This is a genomic window from Pseudomonas sp. GW456-12-1-14-TSB6 (genome assembly GCF_059424205.1).
The window spans coordinates 52,207-68,749 of record NZ_JBWKZE010000009.1 but is presented as its reverse complement, the minus strand read 5'-3'; the positions used below and the strand labels follow the sequence as shown (position 1 = coordinate 68,749).

At 59.3% G+C, this 16,543-nt stretch carries 20 protein-coding genes; 2 read left to right on the top strand and 18 right to left on the bottom strand.

The genetic code is table 11. From position 1 onward, the window contains the following. Nucleotides 1-60: 60 nt before the first annotated feature. The 13 genes from AC07Y2_RS10650 to ccoN (AC07Y2_RS10590) all read right to left on the bottom strand — a co-directional run bounded on the left by AC07Y2_RS10650 (nt 61) and on the right by ccoN (AC07Y2_RS10590) (nt 10,350). On the bottom strand, nt 61-600 hold the full coding sequence (locus tag AC07Y2_RS10650; protein WP_074687644.1) for a FixH family protein: 540 nt from the start codon (nt 598-600) through the stop codon (nt 61-63). An 11-nt stretch (nt 601-611) separates the two neighbouring features. After that, nucleotides 612-2,027: a cytochrome c oxidase accessory protein CcoG gene (gene ccoG / locus AC07Y2_RS10645; protein ID WP_085649031.1), complete on the bottom strand. Its 1,416-nt coding sequence runs from the start codon at nt 2,025-2,027 to the stop codon at nt 612-614. Between the two features lie 264 nt (nt 2,028-2,291). Next, nucleotides 2,292-2,480: a hypothetical protein gene (locus AC07Y2_RS10640; RefSeq protein WP_039770042.1), complete on the bottom strand. Its 189-nt coding sequence runs from the start codon at nt 2,478-2,480 to the stop codon at nt 2,292-2,294. A gap of 128 nt (nt 2,481-2,608) precedes the next feature. Then, nucleotides 2,609-3,016 (bottom strand): type II toxin-antitoxin system VapC family toxin, encoded by a 408-nt coding sequence (locus tag AC07Y2_RS10635; protein WP_039770044.1) that lies wholly within the window; start codon nt 3,014-3,016, stop codon nt 2,609-2,611. After that, complete coding sequence (locus tag AC07Y2_RS10630) at nt 3,017-3,271, bottom strand: type II toxin-antitoxin system Phd/YefM family antitoxin (protein ID WP_039770179.1); 255 nt, start codon at nt 3,269-3,271, stop codon at nt 3,017-3,019. Nucleotides 3,272-3,444: 173 nt separating this feature from the next. Then, a complete protein-coding gene (gene ccoP, locus AC07Y2_RS10625; protein WP_039770046.1) occupies nt 3,445-4,428 on the bottom strand; it encodes a cytochrome-c oxidase, cbb3-type subunit III in 984 nt (327 codons plus the stop codon). Continuing rightward, nucleotides 4,425-4,610: a CcoQ/FixQ family Cbb3-type cytochrome c oxidase assembly chaperone gene (locus AC07Y2_RS10620; RefSeq protein ID WP_003175465.1), complete on the bottom strand. Its 186-nt coding sequence runs from the start codon at nt 4,608-4,610 to the stop codon at nt 4,425-4,427. Before AC07Y2_RS10620 ends, ccoP (AC07Y2_RS10625) begins: the two co-directional genes overlap by 4 nt. Nucleotides 4,611-4,615: 5 nt before the next feature. Beyond that, nucleotides 4,616-5,224, bottom strand: a complete 609-nt coding sequence (ccoO, locus tag AC07Y2_RS10615; protein WP_011333287.1) for a cytochrome-c oxidase, cbb3-type subunit II — start codon at nt 5,222-5,224, stop codon at nt 4,616-4,618. Then, the gene (gene ccoN / locus AC07Y2_RS10610) at nt 5,224-6,666 is read right to left on the bottom strand and encodes a cytochrome-c oxidase, cbb3-type subunit I (protein ID WP_039770049.1); all 1,443 of its coding nucleotides are present in this window, start codon (nt 6,664-6,666) and stop codon (nt 5,224-5,226) included. Before ccoN (AC07Y2_RS10610) ends, ccoO (AC07Y2_RS10615) begins: the two co-directional genes overlap by 1 nt. Nucleotides 6,667-7,152: 486 nt before the next feature. Further along, complete coding sequence (ccoP, locus tag AC07Y2_RS10605) at nt 7,153-8,109, bottom strand: cytochrome-c oxidase, cbb3-type subunit III (RefSeq protein ID WP_103386396.1); 957 nt, start codon at nt 8,107-8,109, stop codon at nt 7,153-7,155. After that, nucleotides 8,106-8,303, bottom strand: a complete 198-nt coding sequence (locus AC07Y2_RS10600; RefSeq protein WP_085667900.1) for a cbb3-type cytochrome oxidase subunit 3 — start codon at nt 8,301-8,303, stop codon at nt 8,106-8,108. The genes ccoP (AC07Y2_RS10605) and AC07Y2_RS10600 overlap by 4 nt, the downstream gene beginning before the upstream one ends. 3 nt (nt 8,304-8,306) lie before the next feature. Beyond that, nucleotides 8,307-8,915 carry a cytochrome-c oxidase, cbb3-type subunit II gene (gene ccoO / locus AC07Y2_RS10595; RefSeq protein WP_103386395.1) on the bottom strand — a complete coding sequence of 203 codons (609 nt, stop codon included), beginning with the start codon at nt 8,913-8,915 and terminating at the stop codon, nt 8,307-8,309. 10 nt (nt 8,916-8,925) lie between these two features. Next, nucleotides 8,926-10,350 (bottom strand): cytochrome-c oxidase, cbb3-type subunit I, encoded by a 1,425-nt coding sequence (gene ccoN / locus AC07Y2_RS10590; RefSeq protein WP_007969190.1) that lies wholly within the window; start codon nt 10,348-10,350, stop codon nt 8,926-8,928. A gap of 86 nt (nt 10,351-10,436) precedes the next feature. Here ccoN (AC07Y2_RS10590) and AC07Y2_RS10585 point away from each other — a divergent pair, with 86 nt between their 5' ends. Both AC07Y2_RS10585 and AC07Y2_RS10580 read left to right on the top strand, forming a co-directional pair. Continuing rightward, nucleotides 10,437-11,114: an alpha/beta family hydrolase gene (locus AC07Y2_RS10585; RefSeq protein ID WP_103386394.1), complete on the top strand. Its 678-nt coding sequence runs from the start codon at nt 10,437-10,439 to the stop codon at nt 11,112-11,114. Between the two features lie 885 nt (nt 11,115-11,999). Further along, nucleotides 12,000-12,359, top strand: coding sequence for a DUF6124 family protein (locus AC07Y2_RS10580; protein ID WP_039770060.1), 360 nt, complete (start codon nt 12,000-12,002; stop codon nt 12,357-12,359). Nucleotides 12,360-12,475: 116 nt separating this feature from the next. Here the strand turns inward: AC07Y2_RS10580 and AC07Y2_RS10575 are convergent, their stop codons facing one another. The 5 genes from AC07Y2_RS10575 to inhA all read right to left on the bottom strand — a co-directional run bounded on the left by AC07Y2_RS10575 (nt 12,476) and on the right by inhA (nt 16,536). Next, the gene (locus AC07Y2_RS10575; protein WP_039770062.1) at nt 12,476-12,895 is read right to left on the bottom strand and encodes a type II toxin-antitoxin system YafO family toxin; all 420 of its coding nucleotides are present in this window, start codon (nt 12,893-12,895) and stop codon (nt 12,476-12,478) included. 6 nt (nt 12,896-12,901) lie between these two features. Next, a complete protein-coding gene (locus AC07Y2_RS10570) occupies nt 12,902-13,048 on the bottom strand; it encodes a hypothetical protein (RefSeq protein WP_165369536.1) in 147 nt (48 codons plus the stop codon). A 208-nt stretch (nt 13,049-13,256) separates the two neighbouring features. Next, entirely contained in the window at nt 13,257-14,822 is a 1,566-nt protein-coding gene (locus tag AC07Y2_RS10565; RefSeq protein WP_039770064.1) for a methyl-accepting chemotaxis protein, read from the bottom strand. A 102-nt stretch (nt 14,823-14,924) separates the two neighbouring features. Then, nucleotides 14,925-15,716 (bottom strand): CPBP family intramembrane glutamic endopeptidase, encoded by a 792-nt coding sequence (locus tag AC07Y2_RS10560; RefSeq protein WP_103386393.1) that lies wholly within the window; start codon nt 15,714-15,716, stop codon nt 14,925-14,927. 133 nt (nt 15,717-15,849) lie between these two features. Then, nucleotides 15,850-16,536, bottom strand: a complete 687-nt coding sequence (gene inhA / locus AC07Y2_RS10555; RefSeq protein WP_103386392.1) for an isonitrile hydratase — start codon at nt 16,534-16,536, stop codon at nt 15,850-15,852. Nucleotides 16,537-16,543: the final 7 nt, after the last annotated feature.

The following is a 16,543-nucleotide window of genomic DNA, read 5'->3' as shown; positions in this document are numbered from 1 at the left end:
GGACGCGGAGCGTCCCTGGCGGCGTGCCCACGCAGAGCGCGGGAACGATCAGAGTAAGGCTTATTTCTTCAGGTCTTCTGCACCCTGCAACGGCTCATCACCCAGCAACAGATCCTTGTCATGGTTGACCAGTTCTTCCTCGAACATCCGCCACACGTGATCGTCCTGAGTACCCAGCAACTCCACAAAACGCCGGCCTTCGATCTTGTCGCTCAACTGGCCGATGTAGCGGCCCTGTTCAGTCTCGCTGCGGGCGAGGACGATCTTGCGATCCTTCTCCGGCTGGGTCGGCGAGATCAGGTTCAGTTCCAGGGTTTTCGGCTGGCTGTCGCCGCTCAGGCGCAGGTCGACTTCGCCGGTGACATCATCCAGGTGCACAGCGGCGCGCATCTTCAGGGTCTGAGCCAGCAATTCACGGTCCAGCGAACGATTGATGCCCTTGCCGGCCTCGTAGTAGTTGTCGTTGACCAGGTTGTCCGGGTTGTTCACCGCGATGGTCACCATGGACAGCGTCAGGGTCACCGAACAGGCCAGAATCGCGATGATGATCCATGGCCAAAGGTGCTTGTACCAGGGACTTGCGGCGTTTGCTGCGGGCATGTTCAGTTCTCTCAACGATTTTGTGGGCCGATGAACCGGCTCTTGGCTTCTACGTGGACGCTGTCGTCATCGGCATCCCTGAGGATGAATTTCACCTCGTTGGTGCTCGAAGGCAATTGTTCAGGCGCGCTCGACAGCTCGACCGGCATGCTGAAGATTTCCCCGGCCGGCACCTTGATCTCGCGTTTGCCTTGCAGGCGCAGATCCGGCAAACCGGCGGCTTCCAGCACGTAGGTGTGGTCGCGCTGATCCTTGTTCATGATCTTCAGGCTGTAGACGTTTTCGATCCGGCCTTCGGCGTTTTCTCGGTACAGCACGCGGTCCTTGCTGACGTCGAAACCCACCAGCGAACGCATGAAGAAGGCCGTCACCAGCAGGCTGATCATCGCCAGCAGCACCACGGCATAACCGATCAGGCGTGGCCGCAGTTTATGGGTTTTCTGCCCGGACAAGTTGTGTTCGGTGGTGTAGCTGATCAGCCCGCGCGGGTAATCCATCTTGTCCATGATGCTGTCGCAGGCGTCGATGCACGCGGCGCAGCCGATGCATTCGATCTGCAGGCCGTCGCGGATGTCGATGCCGGTCGGGCAGACCTGGACGCACATGGTGCAGTCGATGCAGTCGCCCAGGCCCTGAGCCTTGTAGTCGATGCCTTTCTTGCGCGGACCACGGCTTTCACCGCGACGCGGGTCGTAGGAAACGATCAGCGTGTCCTTGTCGAACATCACGCTCTGGAAGCGTGCATACGGACACATGTAGATGCACACCTGCTCACGCAGCCAGCCGGCATTGCCGTAGGTGGCGAGGGTGAAGAAACCGACCCAGAAATACGACCAGCCATCGGCTTGCCCGGTGAAGAATTCGATTACCAGTTCGCGGATCGGCGAAAAGTAGCCGACGAAGGTCATGCCGGTGACGAAGCCGATCAGCAGCCACAGCGCGTGCTTGGCGAATTTGCGCAGGAACTTGTTGGCGCTCATTGGCGCCTTGTCGAGCTTGATGCGCTGGTTGCGGTCGCCTTCGGTGACCTTTTCGCACCACATGAAAATCCACGTCCATACGCTTTGGGGACAGGTGTAACCACACCAGACCCGGCCGGCATACACGGTGATGAAGAACAGACCGAAGGCGGCAATGATCAACAGCCCGGAAAGCAGAATGAAATCCTGCGGCCAGAAGGTGGCGCCGAAAATGAAGAACTTGCGCTCCGGCAGGTTCCACCACACGGCCTGGTGGCCGCCCCAGTTCAACCACACCGTACCGAAATACAGCAGGAACAGCGCCGCGCCGCCCATCATCCGCAGATTGCGGAACAGGCCGGTGAAAGCACGGGTGTAGATTTTTTCTCGAGAGGCGTAAAGGTCGACGCTGTTGTTTGCGTTCTTACTGGGTGGCGTGACGTCGTGTACCGGAATCTGGTTGCTCATCATTGCATCCCACGGCAGTGGAAAAATGCCTCGGTCGATACGTGCCGGCCGGGGTCAAAAAGGGGTGTTGCGGTGGCGCAATGATACGCCTGTACTACCGACGAACGGGTGCGACCTTTGGTCGCGTTGGGGAAAAATCATGAATGGTGTAGCGAATGTAACAAAGCATGATGCAGATCAATTGACTATAGACGATGGGTGCTGCTGACATCGCGACGGCTCAGTCACCCAAACCCGGAAATTGCCGCCGCTTTCATCAATCGGTCAAAGCAACCGGCCGCCGCCAAGGCTGTCCATCCCGCCGGTACTGCGCTTTCTGTCGGCAGTGGCTTCGTTCACGATGGATCGTGTTTGTCGTCTCAGGCTGTCGCTGTTGGCTTCGTCAATTTGTGGCGTCTGTTCACCCATTTGAATCGGCTGATCAGTTTCCTGATTCGGATGTTGTTCGTTCATCGGATAGCTTCCTTGCAAGATGAGTTGTGAGGTAGGCAGCCCATCGGCTGCAGCAGGACGTTATCGCTTGCCAGCCAATGTGCCCATCGAATTTCAGTTGCGAGATGTGAAGTTGAGATGCGGGTCTTTCATTCCCACGGATTGATCAGCGCAACGCCGCTGGATTCAAAGTCGGCGACATTGCGGGTGACCACCGTCAGCCCATGAACCAGTGCCGTCGCGGCAATCAGCGCATCGCTTTCATTGGCCTGATCCGGCACATGAATGCGCGCGCAGCGCAGGGCGACAGCTGCATCGACCGGCAGGATTCGCGCATCGAAGGCCGGCATTACGTGGCGCTTGAGCCAGGTGCGCAGAATCTTTCCCTGAGCCGGATCACGGCGCTCCATGCGTAGGACGCCGGTCTCCAGTTCCTTCAGCGTAATGGCCGAGATAAACATGCGAGGGGCAATGATCGTTCTGGCCCAGGCGACAACGTTCTTGTCGGCCTGGGGTTTGCGCAATTCGGAAATTACATTGGTGTCTAGCAAATACATTCAGGACAGGTCCACAGGGCGGTGAGTGATCACGGCACGCTCGGTTTCGAACTCGATGTCTGCCGCTTCAGGCATGACCAGCAGATCGACGATGCTCGCGTTGAGGCCGGTTAGTTTTTCGTACTCCTCAATGCTTAGCAGTACGTGGGCGGGCTTGCCACGATCCGTGATGATCACCGGCCCATTGCGTGCGGCTTTTTTGGCACTGCTTGTGTCCTGATTGAATTCGCGGCTGGAAATGGTGGTGATGGCCATCATTGCGACCTCTCCTGAAAAAGATATGTAGCAACGTTACTACCTCATGCCTCGTCTCACAACCGGGAAGGCCTGACGAGCCTGACCGCTGGTCGGGCATTCAAAAAGGCAGAAACAAAACGGCCCCGCCAATTCTCATTGGCGGGGCCGTTTTTTTGCTTCAAGCGTTGGCCTTACTGGGCCTCGGCTTCCGCTGGTTTTTCACCGTGGGACAGGCTGTAAACGTAAGCCGCCAGCAGGTGAACCTTGTCGTTGCCTTGCAGTTGTTCCTGGGCAGGCATCTGGCCCTGACGGCCGTAACGGATGGTCTGCTGCAGTTGGGCGAAGCTCGAACCGTAGATGAACGCGGCCGGGTGGGTCAGATCGGGTGCGCCCATGGCTGGCGTACCTTTACCCGCCGGGCCGTGGCAGGCCACGCAGTTGGCGGCGAACAGTTTCTGGCCATTGGCCGGATCTGCCTTGGTGCCTTCCGGCAGCTTGCGGCCATCCAGATTGGTCAGTACGAACGCAGCCACATCGGCCACGCCTTGCTCACCGATCACTTCAGCCCAGGCCGGCATCACCGCGTGACGACCGCCCATGATGGTGGTCTTGATGGTTTCCGGCTCGCCACCCCAGCGCCAGTCGGCGTCGGTCAGGTTGGGAAAGCCATAAGCGCCCTTGGCGTCGGAGCCGTGGCAGACCGAGCAGTTGGAGGCGAACAGGCGGCCACCCATTTTCAGGGCTTGTGGATCCTTGGCGACTTCTTCGATCGGCATGGCGGCGAACTTGGCGAAGATCGGACCGAACTTGGCATCCGAACGCGCCATTTCCTTTTCCCACTCGTGAACGCCGGTCCAGCCGGTCTGGCCGTTGGCGAACGCGGTCTGCTTCTCGGTATCGAGGTAGTTGTAGCCCGGCAGCAGGCCTTTCCAGTTGCCCAGGCCCGGGTACAGCACCAGATAACCCAGAGCGAACACGATGGTGCCCACGAACAGCATGAACCACCATTTCGGCAGCGGGTTGTCGTACTCCTCGATCCCGTCGAAGGAGTGGCCGACCGTCTCGTCCGTCTGCTCGCTGCGCTGGCCCTTGCGGGTCGACAGCAGCAGCCAGGTCAGGGAAAAGATCGTACCGAGACTGAGGACTGTGACGTACAGACTCCAGAATGTAGTCATTCTTTGTTACTCCTAGAAGCTTGCTCGACGTGCTTGATGGCTTCGGGATCATCCGCGAAGGGCAGCAAGGTCGCGTCTTCAAACTCCGACTTGCGCTTGGGGCTGAACACCCACAACGCCAGGCCGATGAAGGCAACCATCACGACAACGGTGCCCAGGCCTCGAATCATCCCGATATCCATCAGAATCACCGTTTGCTTTTGATGATGGTGCCCAGGCCTTGCAGATAGGCCACCAGCGCGTCCATTTCGGTTTTGCCCTTCACGGCATCTCTTGCACCGGCGATGTCTTCGTCGGTGTAAGGGACGCCGAGCGTGCGCAACACTTCCATTTTCTTGGCCGTGTCTTTGCCATCGAGCTTGTTTTCTACGAGGAACGGGTAGGCCGGCATTTTCGACTCGGGGACGACGTTGCGCGGGTTGTACAAGTGCGCACGCTGCCAGTCATCGGAGTAACGACCGCCGACGCGGGCCAGGTCCGGGCCGGTACGTTTGGAACCCCACAGGAACGGGTGATCCCAGACGCTTTCACCGGCGACCGAGTAGTGGCCATAGCGTTCGGTTTCGGCACGGAACGGACGGATCATCTGCGAGTGGCAGCCGACACAGCCGTTGGCGATGTAAACGTCGCGGCCTTCCAGTTCAAGGGCGGTGCGCGGCTTCATGCCTTCGACCGGCTTGTTGGTGACGTCCTGGAAAAACAGCGGAACGATTTGGGTCAGGCCACCGACGCTGACGGCGATGACCATGAAGAAGGCCAGCAGACCAATATTCTTCTCGACAGCTTCATGCTTCATCAGTGAGCTCCAACTACGGCGATCTTGGCGGCGGCTTCGGCTTCAGCCGGGTTCGAGGCGCGCACGGTGCGCCATACGTTGTAAGCCATCAGCAGCATGCCGCTGGCGAAGAACGCACCGCCCAGGGCACGGACGATGAAGCCGGGGTGGCTGGCCTGCAGCGCTTCGACGAACGAGTAGGTGAGGGTGCCGTCGTCGTTGATTGCACGCCACATCAGGCCTTGAGTGATGCCGTTGACCCACATCGAAGCGATGTACAGCACGGTACCGATGGTCGCGAGCCAGAAGTGCGCGTTGATCAGGCCGGTGCTGTGCATCTGCGCGCGGCCGAACAGTTTCGGGATCATGTGGTAGATCGCGCCGATCGAGATCATCGCTACCCAGCCGAGTGCACCGGCGTGTACGTGGCCGATGGTCCAGTCGGTGTAGTGCGAAAGCGAGTTGACGGTCTTGATCGCCATCATCGGACCTTCGAAGGTCGACATGCCGTAGAACGCCAGCGATACCACCAGGAAGCGCAGGATCGGGTCGGTGCGCAGCTTATGCCAGGCGCCCGACAGGGTCATCATGCCGTTGATCATGCCGCCCCAGCTCGGTGCCAGCAGGATGATCGACATCGCCATGCCCAGCGATTGTGCCCAGTCCGGCAGTGCGGTGTAGTGCAGGTGGTGCGGGCCGGCCCAGATGTACAGGGTGATCAGCGCCCAGAAGTGCACGATCGACAGACGATAGGAGTAGATCGGACGTTCGGCCTGTTTCGGCACGAAGTAGTACATCATCCCCAGGAAGCCGGTGGTCAGGAAGAAGCCCACGGCGTTGTGGCCGTACCACCACTGGATCATCGCGTCGGTGGCGCCCGAGTAGGCCGAGTAGGACTTGAACAGGCTGACCGGCAGCGACATGTGGTTGACGATGTGCAGCATCGCGGTCACCACGATGAACGCACCGTAGAACCAGTTACCGACATAGATGTGCTTGGTCTTGCGCTTGGTGATGGTGCCGAAGAACACCAGTCCGTAGGAAATCCAGACAATGGCCAGCAAAATGGCGATCGGCCATTCCAGTTCCGCGTATTCCTTGGTGGTGGTGTAACCCAGCGGCAAGGTAATGATCGCGCCGACGATCACCGCTTGCCATCCCCAGAAGGTGAAGGCCGCGAGGCTGTCGGAAATCAGTCGCGTCTGGCAGGTTCGCTGCACGACATAGTAGGAAGTGGCAAACAGTGCACAACCACCGAAGGCGAAAATCACCAGGTTTGTGTGCAACGGGCGCAGGCGTCCAAAGCTCGTCCACGGCAGACCGAAGTTCAACTCCGGCCAGACCAGTTGCGAGGCGATGAAGACACCGAGCCCCATGCCAAGGATCCCCCAGACCACCGTCATGATGGCGAACTGGCGGACTACCTTATAGTTATAAGCAGTCGGACTGATTGCTGTGCTCATTCTAAGGTTCCACGGTTTGGGTGTTTTATTAGGATTAAAATCGGCCGCAAGTATGTAGAAAGCAGGGGGTCAATGCAACGCGCCATGACCTGGGTCAATGCTTTCCAACGCTGATTCTGCGGCCTTTCCATGCGCCGCGTAAGGACAAAATTGCCCTCGGACAAAATGTCGCAGCGGACGAAAAAAGCGAGGGGTCCCGGTCGGATGTAACGGGGTGTGTTCGAACGCTCGGTTCGGGTGACGGACGGTAATGGGCACGACAACCGGTATCTACCGGCCTTTGCGGCCATGTCAGTCAGCCGATTCGTTCAATTCCTCGCTCGGGGTCGACCTGGAACCGGCACGGGCCAGTCCGCATCGAGCAAGCGTAGACCCGAATCCGGGTAACCGAAAGGAGAGGGGGTGAAGGGGTGCGACAAAAGGAAGCAGCTGCAAGCGACAAGACGAATCATGTCGCCTGCAGGATTGTATACATTGCTTGTGATTTTACTTGGAGCTTTCAGCTTGAAGCTTGTCGCTCAACTGCTCAGTATTTTTTGACAGACTGTATACGTAAGCGGCGAGCAGTTGCACTTTATCGTTGCCCAGCAGCTCGTTCTGAGCGGGCATGTGGCCTTGACGGCCATGGCGGATGGTTTGCTCGAGCTGGGTCAGGCTGGTGCCATAGATGAAACCGGCCGGATGCGTCAGGTTCGGCGCGCCCATGGCTTCGGTGCCCTGGCCGTTTGCCCCGTGACAGGCAGTGCAGGTTGTGCTGAACGCCTGCTGACCCGCTTGGAGATCAGCCTTGTTGTCCGCCGGCAGTGGCAGCCCCGCCAGTTCATGACGCACATAGGCGGCGACGTTTTTCACGCCAGTCTCACCCAGCACTTCACCCCACGCCGGCATTGCCGCCATCCGGCCACCCATGATGGTGGTCTTGATGGTTTCGGCGCTGCCGCCCCAACGCCAGTCCTTGTCGGCGAGGTTAGGGAAACCGAACGCGCCCTTGGCGTCCGAGCCGTGGCACACCGAGCAATTGGAGGCGAACAGACGGCCACCCATTTTCAGCGCCTGCGGGTCCTTCGCCACTTCCTCCACCGGCATCGCGGCGAACTTGGCGAAGATCGGCCCGAATTTGGCGTCGGCCTTGCTCATTTCCTTTTCCCACTCGTGGACGCCGGTCCAGCCATCCTCGTAGCCAGGCAGGATGCCTTTCCAGTTGCCCAGGCCCGGATAAAGAATCAGATAGCCCACGGAAAACACCAGCGTGCCGGCGAACAGCATGAACCACCACTGCGGCAGCGGGTTGTCGTACTCCTCGATGCCGTCGAAGCTGTGGCCCATGGTCTGGTCGACGCTGCCCTTGGTTTCGCCCCGACGGGTGCCGACCAGCAGCCAAGTCAGGCCGATCAGGCTGCCGATGGTCAGTACGCAGATCCACGTACTCCAGAAGGTGGTCATGGCCGGGTACTCCTTGTTTCATTAGCTTGGGTAGTGTCGGGTTGTGGCTCGTCGGCAAACGGCAGCAGGCGCGCTTCGGCGAACTCCGGCGTGCGCTTGCGGTTGAACACCCAAAGGGTCAGGCCGACGAAGGCCACGAACACCACGACCGTGCCGAGGCCGCGAATCAGCCCCGCGCTCAATTCAAAGACCATGGCTCACCTCTTGCTCTTGATCGCAGTGCCGAGCACTTGCAGGTAGGAGACGAGGGCGTCCATTTCGGTCTTGCCCTTGAGGCTGGCCACCGCGCCGCTGATGTCGTCATCGTTGTACGGCACGCCGAGGGTGCGCATGGTCTTGAGCTTGGTTTCGGTGTGGCTGCTGTCGACCGGTTGGGTGACCAGCCATGGGTAGGCCGGCATTTTCGATTCCGGTACAACGTTGCGCGGGTTGTACAAGTGCGCGCGGTGCCAGTCATCCGAGTAGCGCGCGCCAACCCGGGCCAGGTCCGGACCGGTGCGCTTGGAACCCCACAGGAACGGGTGATCCCACACGCTTTCACCGGCCACCGAGTAGTGCCCGTAGCGTTCGGTTTCGGCGCGGAACGGACGGATCATCTGCGAGTGGCAACCGACGCAGCCTTCGCGGATGTAGATGTCGCGACCTTCCAGCTGCAGCGCGGTGTAGGGCTTCATGCCTTCCACCGGTTTGTTGGTCACGTCCTGGAAGAACAGCGGGACGATCTGGGTCAGGCCGCCGATGCTCACGGCGAACACCATCAGCAGCATCAGCAGGCCGACGTTCTTTTCAATCGTTTCGTGTTTCATGGCGGACTCCTCAGGCCATCTGCGCGGCAGCAACGACGTCAGCAGGCTGCGAGGCCCGCACGGTGCGCCAGGTGTTGTAAGCCATCAGGAACATGCCGCTGAGGAAGATCGCCCCGCCAATCAGCCGCACGACGAAGCCTGGGTGGCTGGCCACCAGGGTTTCGACGAAGGAGTAGGTCAGCGTGCCGTCCTCGTTCACCGCACGCCACATCAGGCCCTGGGCGATGCCGTTTACCCACATCGACGCGATGTACAAAACGGTGCCGATGGTCGCGAGCCAGAAGTGCGCGTTGATCAGGCCGATGCTGTGCATCTGCTCTTTGCCGAAGACTTTCGGAATCATGTGGTACAGCGCGCCGATGGAAATCATCGCCACCCAGCCGAGCGCGCCGGCGTGTACGTGGCCAATGGTCCAGTCGGTGTAGTGGGAGAGGGCGTTGACAGTCTTGATCGCCATCATCGGACCTTCGAAGGTCGACATGCCGTAGAACGCCAGCGATACCACGAGGAAGCGCAGGATCGGGTCGCTGCGCAACTTATGCCAGGCGCCGGAGAGGGTCATCATGCCGTTGATCATGCCGCCCCAGCTCGGTGCCAGCAGAATCAGCGACATCACCATGCCCAGCGACTGCGCCCAGTCCGGCAGCGCGGTGTAGTGCAAGTGGTGCGGGCCGGCCCAGATGTACAGGGTGATCAGCGCCCAGAAGTGCACGATCGACAGACGATACGAATACACCGGACGTTCGGCCTGTTTCGGCACGAAGTAGTACATCATCCCGAGGAAACCGGCGGTGAGGAAAAAGCCTACGGCGTTGTGGCCGTACCACCATTGCACCATCGCATCGGTTGCACCGGCGTACACCGAGTAGGACTTGGTAAAGCTCACCGGCAACTCAAGATTGTTGACGATGTGCAGGATCGCCACGGTGATGATGAACGCGCCGAAGAACCAGTTGCCCACATAAATGTGCTTGGTCTTGCGCTGCATGATCGTGCCGAAGAACACGATGGCGTAGGCGACCCAGACGATGGTGATCAGGATGTCGATCGGCCATTCCAGCTCGGCGTATTCCTTGGAACTGGTGTAACCCAGTGGCAGGCTGATGGCCGCCAATAGAATCACAAGCTGCCAGCCCCAGAAGCAGAACGCGGCGATTTTCGGCGCAAACAGCTGGGTCTGGCAGGTGCGCTGCACCGAGTAGAACGAACTGGCGAACAAGGCACAGCCGCCGAACGCGAAGATCACCGCGTTGGTGTGCAGCGGGCGCAGGCGTCCGAAGCTGGTCCACGGCAGGTTGAAGTTGAGTTCGGGCCAGACCAATTGAGCCGCGAGAAAAACCCCGAGCCCCATGCCGACGATGCCCCACACCACCGTCATAATGGCGAATTGGCGGACCACCTTGTAGTTGTAGGCGGTACTGATAGAAGTGTTCATGGTTCCCCATCCACGGTTCAGCCGAAGTGAGCGCCAACAGCGCGTCCTTCGCCTGGAGTTATAGGCAGACTAAAAGCGAGGCAAGCATGGACAAACAGCACAAGGCCAGTATTGACGGGGATCAATGGGCGCAGTGCCTGCGGGATCGTGGGTGGCTTTGGGATGCGGCTGTTGGCGAGGCTTCGGCGACGCTCATCCTCGCCCATGGTGCGGGGGCGCCGATGGACAGTGAGTGGATGACGGATGTGGCTGGACGCCTTGCTGGGCTGGGTATCAACGTGTTGCGGTTTGAGTTTCCTTATATGGCGCAGCGGCGGGTTGATGGGGTTAAGCGACCGCCGAATCCTGCGGGGAAATTGCAGGAGTGCTGGCGTGAGGTTTTCGCTGAAGTGCGACGTCATGTCGCTGGGGTTTTGGCGGTTGGCGGGAAGTCGATGGGGGGGCGGATGGCGAGTTTGCTTGCCGATGAGCTTGGCGCTGATGCGTTGGTTTGCCTTGGTTATCCGTTTTATGCGGTGGGGAAACCGGAGAAGCCTCGGGTTGAGCATTTGGCTTCTTTGCAGACTCGGACGTTGATCGTTCAGGGGGAGCGGGATGCTCTGGGGAATCGGGACGCTGTCGAGGCTTACGATCTATCGCCGAGTGTTGAGGTGTTTTGGCTGGCCTCTGGGGATCATGATTTGAAGCCGCTCAAGGTTTCCGGGTTTACGCATGAGCAGCATTTGGCTTTGGCGGCGGAGAGGGTTGCCGGGTTTCTTCGTTGAGGTTTGGTTTTGGGGTGTATATCCGTTGCTGCGGTTATGGCTGCTTAGGGTTCCGCCCTTACGGCGGGTCACTTTTGGCAAACGCCCCAAAAGTAACCAAAAGGTCTTGCTCCTACGTCCGGCCCGCTCGCTGAGGCTCGGGGTTCCTTCGCTCCGGGATTCATCCGGGGGCATCGCCTCCGGTTTGCTTCGCTGCACCTCCTCTCGATGTGTTTGGCTTCGCCAAACGGTCGCTGCGCTCCCACCCCCGGATAAATCCCTCCACTCAGCCTTCCGAAGTCGCCCGTGGATCAAGATCAAAAGCTGCAGCCGAGCTAACGCTCATCCTGTTGAGTGGTTAGGAGCCGATTGAAGTGCTGTTCAAAACCTGAGTTCAACTCGGTATCCCACGTCGGCGTACCTCGCCCAAACACTCCGTCAGTCCCCTCTCCCTCGGGGAGAGGGCTAGGGTGAGGGGTAAGGATTTCACTGACACACCACAAAAACTGAAAGCCCCCCAGCCCGGCATTTCCAGCGAATAAACACGATCGCGTCACCACGTTTAAAGTACACGAACCGTTACGCCATAAGGGCTACAACACCTTGCGTCGTTGCCTACGCGTACGCCAGAATCCGCCGGCTTACGCGGTTTGGAAAGGGCTATATCGTTTCCCTGTCACTGAAAAACAGTGATCGGGTTTGGTAGCCCGCTTCGAAACCGTCGTATGGCGTCACCATATGCAGTCCCTTATTTGGGGCTCAGATTTTATGGTGGGCATGCGCGGGGCTCCTTTGTGAGCGCCGGGTTTCCCGTTTCGACCGGTCTACCAACCCGCGTATGGCCACCACCCTTCGTTTGGTAGCGAGGGTGATGGCTCCTAAATATTCGAAACTGGAGTTAAATCTATGTTCAAAGCCACGCCTAACCCACCAGAAGCCGACCCAATCCTCCAAGACCCCGAGCTCGAGTCCCAAAAGACAAAAGAAGCCGCCGACCGCGCACTCGACTTTTACCTCGGCCCCGAAATTCCGAAGTACTTCCCACCCAAGGCCCGTCCCATCTACATGGTCGATCCCACGCTCGATGACGAAACACTGCTTGTCGAAGCCAGTGAATCACTGTCGTCAGCCAACGCCATGGCCGGCAATATCGCCAACTCGGTAAAAGGCCCGGAACGCAAACCGCTGCTGGCGCTGCAACAGCTGATCATGTTGAACGAGCTGCTGGTAAATCGACTGCTGGACAGGCTGCGCTTGCCACAGTAATCGCTGGTAACCGCGTGTAACGCCAAATCAAAAACAAAAAACCGGATAGCTCTCACTATCCGGTTTTTTGTTATCACCCACTAAATACATTTTCCGAGAACTGGCCAGCCAGTTAATCAAAAGTCGTCGAGGTCCAGATAGATGACTTTTCCCACGACCCATGGCTCAACAATCTCGTAATGCACCGTTCGCAGAAATGAACCCCACTCACTCCGGTTATGGGCATCCGGGCCAGTGATTGTCAGCAAAAGGTATTCATCCCGGAAAGCATCGTAGGCGTAGATAAGCCAGAAGTCGTTGTCAGGATCGTCAACCAGGGCAGTTCGATAATACTGGCGGTCTATTTTTGCCCACCGCGCCTGGGTCGCTTGGGTACTGGCCAGGTGGATGTGATGCATATCGCTGAGGTCGAGTCGTTCGTCTCGCCCAAAAATAGCGGGCAGTTCGCCGCACACTTTGTAGTTATAAAAATGAGCGGCGAAATTTTTCCAGTTGTTGATTTGTTCGAAAAGCGCAGAGATTTTGACTGCTGGCATCTATGGCTACTTTGTTATGGGTAGCTTGCCAGTGATCACATATTTATCGAACGCTTTCTGCCCATCACGCGCGGCTTGCCGGACATCAAGAAAAGTCAGTTCATCGCGAATGACTTTTTTGACTGGCTTGTCGATCTTTCTGGTGGTGGCCATCGGAGCCTCCAAAGGAGATGTATTCATACTGACCAGCTTAAGGGATTGGATTTCTACCGGCAAACGATAGAGCCGACCCCAAAGGTGCACCAGTCAGCGGATTCTGGCGTTCTTGTAGGGCATAGCGCCCCTATGTGTAGTCACGCGGTGAGCCACAATAAAAAACCCGGAAGCTCTCGCTATCCGGGTTTTTTGTATTGCAGAACAATCAGCGGTTAAACCGCTCCACCAACGAGTATTGCGTGTTGGCAGTCTTGGTCAGCTCTTCACTCAACAAAGCCGAGTTATGCGCCTGTTCCGAGGTCTGGTCCGCCAGTTCCGAGATGTTGCTGATGTTGCGGCTGATTTCTTCAGCCACGGCACTTTGCTCTTCGGTCGCGGCGGCGATCTGGGTGGTCATGTCGGTGATGTTGGCCACGGCTTCACTGATGCCGACCAGTGCCTGGTCTGCTTCCAGTACCCGCGCCACACCTTCTTCCGCCTGGCGATGGCCGGCTTCCATGGTTTGTACGGCGCTGGATGCAGTCTGCTGCAACTTGGCGATCAGGGCGTGGATCTGGCCGGTGGATTCGCTGGTGCGTTGTGCCAGTTGGCGGACTTCGTCGGCAACCACGGCAAAACCACGGCCCATTTCACCGGCACGCGCTGCTTCGATCGCGGCGTTGAGTGCGAGCAGGTTGGTCTGGTCGGCAATGCCTTTGATCACGTCGACCACGCCGCCGATTTCGTCGCTGTCCTTGGCCAGTTGGGTGACGGTCAGGCCGGTTTCACCGACCACGACCGACAGGCGCTGGATGGCTTCGCGGGTTTCGCCGGCGATGTCGCGGCCGCGGCCGGTCAGGCGATTGGCTTCCTGGGTGGCGTCGGCGGTGCGCTGGACGTGGCTCGCCACTTCTTGCGTGGTGGCGGCCATCTGGTTGACGGCGGTGGCGACCTGTTCGGTTTCCACGCGCTGACGTTCCAGACCGCTGGAGCTGTTGTGCGCCAGGGCGTCGGACTGTTTGGCCTGATCGGTCAGGTGCTCGGCGGTGTCCTGCAGACGGGTCAGGCAGGTTTTCAGGCGCGCTTCCTGGCTGAGGATCGACATTTCCAGACGCGCCTGGGCGCCACGGCTGTCGGTGTACATCTGCGCGATCAACGGGTCGGAGGTGGTCTGCTCGGCCAGACGCAGCAGGCGCTTGAGCCCGCGCTGTTGCCATTGCAGGCCCAGCAGGCCCAGCGGCACCGACAGACCGGCGGCGAGGGCGAAGCCCCACTGCGAGTTGAGGGTGGCGCCGATCATGAAGCTCAACTGGCTGACCAGAATGAACGGCAGCCAGTCCTGCACAATCGGCAGCCACTTGTCGCTCGAAGGAATCGCCGACTTGCCCTGGTTGATGCGTTGGTAGAGCGCTTCGGCACGGCGGATCTGTTCGGCGGTGGGTTTGACCCGCACCGACTCGTAACCGACCACCTGACTGCCATCGAACACCGGCGTTACATAGGCGTTCACCCAGTAATGATCACCGGTCTTGCAGCGATTCTTGACAATGCCCATCCATGGCAAGCCTTGTTTCAGTGTGCCCCACATGTGCGAAAACACCGCTGCCGGGACGTCGGGGTGACGGACCAGGTTGTGCGGCGCACGGATCAGTTCCTCACGCGAGAACCCGCTGATTTCGACGAAAGCGTCGTTGCAGTAAGTGATCACGCCTTTGGCGTCGGTTGTGGAAATCAACCGTTGCTGAGCCGGGAAAGTCCGTTCGCGTTGTGTAATGGGCTGGTTGTTACGCATGGTTTTTCAATCCGCAAGGCTTTGAAAGGTTGTCGGCGGGGTCGGCCATTTATTGAAATTTTTTTTCATTTATAAGTACGGCGTCGCAAAACGGCCCTTGCTTCAACCCGCGAGCATCGGATAGGTGAACAGGCCGAAATGCAGCAGGTTCAGACCAAAGTGCGTGGCGATCGCCGCGCCGAGCCCGCCAAAACGGTAGGCCAGACCATAGCCGACACCCGCCAGGCTCGCCAGCAACACCCAGTGCCAGCCGGCGCCCACATGCACCAGGCCGAACAGCAGGGACGCGAGCAGCAGCGCGAGGTTTTCGCCGTAGGGCAGGTGTTTGAAACGCCGGCTCAGGCCGCCCTGGATATAGCCGCGAAACAGAGCCTCTTCGACCAGCGTCACCAGCAGCAGATTGTTCAGCACCCACAGCCATGCCTGATCCGGCCACTTCGGCGCCCAAGTGATCATGCCCAGTAACACGGCGCCGCCCAACGCCAGAATCACGCTCAGCGTCAGTGCCAGCGCGGTGGCGTACACCGTCAGGCGCAATGAGCGTCGCGCGACGATCCACGGGCAGACCAATAGCAGCCAGAAGCCGATCAGCGGTTTGTCGAGATTCAGGTACATCGAGAACGGCACAGCGTTGTCGGTGAAGCGCTGGGGCTCGATGGCCCGGCCGTTGTAGAAACCCGGCAGCCAGTGCAGGGCCAGCGCCAGAGCCAGCACGATAAACAGGCCATGGCCGAGATAACGCCCGACCGGCACGGTTTGCTGGCGCACGGCGTAACCGGCGAAAACCAGCAGTGCAATGGAGATCAGCGCCAGCCAGCCGAGCTGGCCGAAACTCAGCGCCAATCCGTAACCAAGGCCGAGAAGCCCGAGATAGAGCCATGGCAGAGCTGTCATGGAAAGTCCTTGTGCACGATTTGTGGACAGGCTTTCTACACGGGTGGGGACGAGGGGACAAGTGAAGGTGTAGGGCTAAACCGGGACGCAGGCCCTGCGGGTTGGTCCCCGCAGGGCCTATGTTGCGCACGAATCAGCGCAGATTGAGCTTCGCCGCAGCACGCTCGGTGATTTCAGTGCGCAACTTCAATGAAGGCGCCGCACGCTTACGCGCCTCATCGACAACCGCACTCGGCGCCGTCTCCGGGCTGCCCGAATCAAACGGTGGCGCCGGCGCATATTCCAGCTGCAACTGCACCAGTTGCGCCGTATCGACACCGACCAGCTCTTGCGCCAACGTCAGGGCAAAATCGATCCCCGCCGTGATGCCGCCCCCGGTAAACAGATTGCCGTCGCGCACCACCCGATCCTTCACCGCAATCGCGCCCAGTGTCGGCAGCAGATCGTGATAAGCCCAATGCGTGGTCGCCCGTTTACCCTGCAACAGACCCGCCGCGCCGAGCACCAGCGAACCGGTGCACACCGACGTCACGTAACGCGCCTGCGCCGCTTGCGCCCTGATGAACGCCAGCGTCTGCTCATCTTCCATCAACGGCCCGACGCCTGCGCCGCCGGGTACGCAGATTACGTCCAGAGCCGGGCAATCCTCGAAGGTGGTGGTCGGTTTCAGCACCAGCCCGGTGCTGGCGGTGACCGGCACCAGATCCTTCCAGACCAGATGCACCTGCACCTCCGGCAACGAGGCCAGCACGTCGTACGGGCCGGTCAGGTCGAGTTGCTGCACCTGGGGAAACAACAGAAAACCGATCTGCAACGCCATGATTCTT

Coding starts and splice junctions, on each gene's coding strand:
- AC07Y2_RS10650 (WP_074687644.1), bottom strand. CDS start 600: ATGCCCGCAGCAAACGCCGCAAGTCCCTGGTACAAGCACCTTTGGCCA.
- ccoG (WP_085649031.1), bottom strand. CDS start 2,027: ATGAGCAACCAGATTCCGGTACACGACGTCACGCCACCCAGTAAGAAC.
- AC07Y2_RS10640 (WP_039770042.1), bottom strand. CDS start 2,480: ATGAACGAACAACATCCGAATCAGGAAACTGATCAGCCGATTCAAATG.
- AC07Y2_RS10635 (WP_039770044.1), bottom strand. CDS start 3,016: ATGTATTTGCTAGACACCAATGTAATTTCCGAATTGCGCAAACCCCAG.
- AC07Y2_RS10630 (WP_039770179.1), bottom strand. CDS start 3,271: ATGGCCATCACCACCATTTCCAGCCGCGAATTCAATCAGGACACAAGC.
- ccoP (WP_039770046.1), bottom strand. CDS start 4,428: ATGACTACATTCTGGAGTCTGTACGTCACAGTCCTCAGTCTCGGTACG.
- AC07Y2_RS10620 (WP_003175465.1), bottom strand. CDS start 4,610: ATGGATATCGGGATGATTCGAGGCCTGGGCACCGTTGTCGTGATGGTT.
- ccoO (WP_011333287.1), bottom strand. CDS start 5,224: ATGAAGCATGAAGCTGTCGAGAAGAATATTGGTCTGCTGGCCTTCTTC.
- ccoN (WP_039770049.1), bottom strand. CDS start 6,666: ATGAGCACAGCAATCAGTCCGACTGCTTATAACTATAAGGTAGTCCGC.
- ccoP (WP_103386396.1), bottom strand. CDS start 8,109: ATGACCACCTTCTGGAGTACGTGGATCTGCGTACTGACCATCGGCAGC.
- AC07Y2_RS10600 (WP_085667900.1), bottom strand. CDS start 8,303: ATGGTCTTTGAATTGAGCGCGGGGCTGATTCGCGGCCTCGGCACGGTC.
- ccoO (WP_103386395.1), bottom strand. CDS start 8,915: ATGAAACACGAAACGATTGAAAAGAACGTCGGCCTGCTGATGCTGCTG.
- ccoN (WP_007969190.1), bottom strand. CDS start 10,350: ATGAACACTTCTATCAGTACCGCCTACAACTACAAGGTGGTCCGCCAA.
- AC07Y2_RS10585 (WP_103386394.1), top strand. CDS start 10,437: ATGGACAAACAGCACAAGGCCAGTATTGACGGGGATCAATGGGCGCAG.
- AC07Y2_RS10580 (WP_039770060.1), top strand. CDS start 12,000: ATGTTCAAAGCCACGCCTAACCCACCAGAAGCCGACCCAATCCTCCAA.
- AC07Y2_RS10575 (WP_039770062.1), bottom strand. CDS start 12,895: ATGCCAGCAGTCAAAATCTCTGCGCTTTTCGAACAAATCAACAACTGG.
- AC07Y2_RS10570 (WP_165369536.1), bottom strand. CDS start 13,048: ATGGCCACCACCAGAAAGATCGACAAGCCAGTCAAAAAAGTCATTCGC.
- AC07Y2_RS10565 (WP_039770064.1), bottom strand. CDS start 14,822: ATGCGTAACAACCAGCCCATTACACAACGCGAACGGACTTTCCCGGCT.
- AC07Y2_RS10560 (WP_103386393.1), bottom strand. CDS start 15,716: ATGACAGCTCTGCCATGGCTCTATCTCGGGCTTCTCGGCCTTGGTTAC.
- inhA (WP_103386392.1), bottom strand. CDS start 16,536: ATGGCGTTGCAGATCGGTTTTCTGTTGTTTCCCCAGGTGCAGCAACTC.